3 protein-coding genes are annotated in these 3,744 nt (G+C 59.7%); all 3 read right to left on the bottom strand.

Annotated elements, in window-relative coordinates:
* On the bottom strand, positions 1–1,115 hold a 1,115-nt coding region (locus E8A46_RS11655; protein ID WP_291560628.1), incomplete at its 3' end, for a diphosphate--fructose-6-phosphate 1-phosphotransferase.
* Between the two features lie 369 nt (positions 1,116–1,484).
* The gene (locus tag E8A46_RS11650; protein ID WP_291560626.1) at positions 1,485–2,768 is read right to left on the bottom strand and encodes a S41 family peptidase; all 1,284 of its coding nucleotides are present in this window, start codon (positions 2,766–2,768) and stop codon (positions 1,485–1,487) included.
* Positions 2,769–3,120: 352 nt separating this feature from the next.
* Positions 3,121–3,426: an integrase core domain-containing protein gene (locus tag E8A46_RS30435; RefSeq protein ID WP_363251573.1), complete on the bottom strand. Its 306-nt coding sequence runs from the start codon at positions 3,424–3,426 to the stop codon at positions 3,121–3,123.
* Positions 3,427–3,744 lie beyond the last annotated feature (318 nt).

Genomic DNA, 3,744 nt, shown 5'->3' with positions numbered 1-3,744 from the left:
CGCCGAAAATAGCGCCGTCCTTCATCCGAAACGGTATTGCTGCCGGCAAAGAAGTCGTCCGGCATATGGCGTGTTTTGCCAGCCACACGCTCGAGCGGCACGATCAGAGGTTCGATGCGGTCGCCGTCATAATGCAGCACCACCGAGCCACTGCCGGTTAAAGCGTTTTGCGCGGCAAATGCGCCAGCGGCGAAAGCCTCCTTGCGGTCGGTTTCGTCGATCACGCCGATATATCCGCGTGGCAGATAGCCCAGCGTATCGACACGCGCCCTTGCCTTGGGAAAACGCGATTTCAGCGCTTTCTGGATCTCGATACCGAGATCACCGCTCGTCAATTGCAGATTGCCATGGGCGTCGCGCTCGACCGCCTCGCCCGCCAGTGCCTCGACGAGAGGCTGGCCGGCCTCGTCCTGCACGCCCTCGGACATCGAGACGATGCAGCGGCCCAGGCGCGCATAAATGGCATCGACCTCGTCGAGGAATTGGACAACCGAGAACGGCTTTTCCGGCGTGTAGATCAGATTCGGCGCATCGTCGGGCGATTGCTGCCAGCCTGCTGCGGCGGCGGTAAGGAATCCGGCATGGCGGCCCATGACGATGGCCACATAGATGCCGGGCATGGCGCGAAAATCGAGATCCATGCTGACAAGGGCATTGGCGACGAAGGCGGCGGCCGAGATGAAGCCGGGGACGTGATCGTTCTCCATCAGGTCGTTATCGATGGTCTTGGGGGCATGCACGAAATGGCAGGGGCCACTTGACTGTTGCCGCAGCAGTTCGAGCGTTCCGGCGGTGTCATTGCCGCCAATATAGACGAAGGCGCGGGCGTCTAGCCGGTCCAGAGCCGCGAGGATATCAGCGCAGGCGCCAGAATCTGGTTTGTCGCGGGTCGAGCCGAGAGCCGAATTGGGCGTGTTGCCGAGGCGCCGGAGTTGGGCCTCGGGGATGGCGGTCAGGTCGACGACATTCCCCGCCGTGAGGCCTCGCACGCCATAGCGTGCGCCCAGAATGCGCACGGACGGATCATGCCTGCGCGCGGCAAGGATGGCGCCACACAGGGTCTGGTTGATCACGGCGGTGGGGCCGCCGCCCTGGGCGATGACGATCGATGGCATGGATCCTCCATGACGTATTTCTTGCTATGCCGCCCGCAGACTGTGAGAGACGATTGAAGCGAAGATTGGCCAATCCTGCAACGGGCTGTCTGGCCTGCAGCGAAAGGATCTTTGGATCTACGTCTTCCTAACCATGCAAGGTCGCGCTTAGGAATGTCCGCCTTGCGCCAGAAGCGGCCAATCACAAACGTCCGCGCCTACGCTGGGCCGATTTCTCCAGCGGGCCGGTTGATCTCGACCGGTGAGCGCCCTGGCGACGGACCGTAGGCAAAGCAAATGCTCCCGCAGCCAAGTCCGAGGGCAGACACCTCTAGAATACCGTTCCTAACTCTACGTCCGCGCATTCTTCGTAGGTTACCTAATTCGGGATCAGGCCCCGGATAGGACTGCGATCGCCCGATCGAGTTGAGGATCACCTAGACTCACGGAGGCCGGGTCAGCTTGGACCTCGATCGTTGGTGCGACGCCAACGCCTTCCAACCGCTCGCCGTCGACCCGCACGTCCTCGACCGCGAGCAACAGTAAGCCGCCGCCAATGAGAAATGCCGTCGCAGCGAGGACAGCGCCCTCCGTCCGGCTACCGATTACCTCGCCAAGCCGATATTTCTTGAAGCCATAGGCAAGTATTTCCTTGCCACTGCGGGTGCCACCGTTGACAAGCATGGCGACAGGCTTGCGCCACTTCACGTTCTCGAATTCGCTGGCGCCATTGCGATCAGTGACCTGCATCGTCGGCGCTCGCGTGTTGAACAAATCAAGATACTCGGGGATCGCGCCGCCCCAGCCATCGCGCAGGTCCCAGATCAGCGCGTCGGCGTCGTTCAGCGGACTTTGCGAGAGAAGATGCTCGAGGGTCCGCTGATACACGGAGCCAGCGTAGCACCAGACATGAACATAGCCGATGCTTCGGCCGTTGGCCCGTATTATGCGAGCACTAGCCTTCAGGCCGTCCAAGAACATTTGGTTGGGCTCAATATCGAGCGGTGTAACCGGTAACTGCATAAACGCACCGGAACGACGCAGGCCCAGCACAACTTCCTTGCCAACCTTACCACGGAATGACTGTACCGGCTGAAACGGTGCACCATCGGCGAGGACGATCTCATCACCAGCGAGCAGGCCGGCTTGTTGGGCCGGCGTGCCTTCTATAACGCCGGTAATCATGCTGCGGCCCTGCATGCCGACGCGCAAGAGGACGCCAATGCCGGGATAGGAGATACGGCCACCCGGAAAAGCGCGTTCCAGTCCGCGTCGCCGTAGCGCACCAGCAAAGATACCGCAAAGCTGGTAGTACTCTGGTTCGTGCGGTGTGTAGTAGCGCGTGTGCGAAGCGTGCAGCTCGGAGAGCATGTTATTAACGACGCTGGCCAGCGCCTCTTCGGAGCTCGCCTCTGTGGCGTCTGGCATGTAACGTTCCCGGACCTCTGACCAATCGAGCCCGTGTAGATCCGGATCGTAGAACCGATCTCGTACAGTCCGCCATACCTCCTCGAACGTAGCGATGCGTGCGGACACGGCCTGGGATGCGGCCGACTCCCCTGCTTCTCGCTGCTCGGCGCACAAAACCGTTGGGGCCAGGGCTGATGCCGCAGCCATTGATGTTAGCCGCAAAAAGTGGCGGCGCGACGGTGCTGAGTTGATTACCTTCTTCATCGTGCAACCTTGCGATGGAGCTCGCCGCCGCGCATCAGCGGGTCGATGGGCGCAGCGTTCTCGGACGCTTCACCGTCGGTACCATCCGATTGGAACATGATGGCGAACAAGCTCTGGGCTAACTTTCATGGTGTTTGCCTGGTCGGGGATGTTTAGCGTCCCGGCTTCGAGACTGCTTTCCGATCGCCCGGACTGGGTTGGATAGTAAGATAGCAGAAGCGATTGCCAGAAATTAGATCGGAAGAGGTGCTTGCCCCTATAAGGCAAGTTTATGAAATACCTTGGGCCGTCTCAACATATCCGCCTAGCGATGGCTGCGCGTGATGCTCGTCAGGCTGTGTGTACCGAAACCCTAAGCCCGAACGTACTGATGATGGAGTCCGCCCAAGATGGCGCGTGAACTGATGACACCGACCCGCTGAACCGACCGAGAAACCGGCGCATCCTTGTTCAAAGATCGATGTGTTGTAATAGCTCGCGTATGCTCGAAATATCTGGTGCAGATGAGCCTCGCCCCAGATCTCCACATGATCAGACACTCGCGGCGGATCGATCCGATTAGCCGTTCAACAAAGTCATTCTGCCAGGGCGAAGCTGGTGCTGGTAGGCTTGTAGCGGATTCCCATGGCCCGCAGTCGGCGTGTGACGGCGGCACCATAGATGCGATCCCAGTCCCGGAGCCGCTGAAAGCCTTTGTAAGACAGTTACGAAGGTCTATGATCGCTTTTGGTGGAATCGACGTGGTCCTTCACGTCGCCGCTCGTGGGGCGCACCGGCGGTCCTGAAAAGCTTCAGTCGTCGACCGCAAAAGACTTTTTCAGCAGTATCGGCACTTACCCACCAATCCCTGTAGTGTACTGCCATGCTTCATTAAGCGATTATCGAACCCTGGGGATAGTTATCTATATTCCTTCCACATGCTCAACGGGCGCCGAAGCACAACGCAGATAAAAACCCGCTTCCATAGGGGAGGCTT

It is taken from the genome of Bradyrhizobium sp. (genome assembly GCF_004799445.1).
Lineage (GTDB): Bacteria > Pseudomonadota > Alphaproteobacteria > Rhizobiales > Xanthobacteraceae > Bradyrhizobium.
Note: the sequence above shows the minus strand (reverse complement) of the source record. Positions and strands in the feature narration are given on the sequence as shown.

What these genes read in the sequence shown, in the direction of transcription:
- E8A46_RS11650 (WP_291560626.1), bottom strand. Translation starts at nt 2,768, where the DNA reads ATGAAGAAGGTAATCAACTCAGCACCGTCGCGCCGCCACTTTTTGCGG.
- E8A46_RS30435 (WP_363251573.1), bottom strand. Translation starts at nt 3,426, where the DNA reads ATGGTGCCGCCGTCACACGCCGACTGCGGGCCATGGGAATCCGCTACA.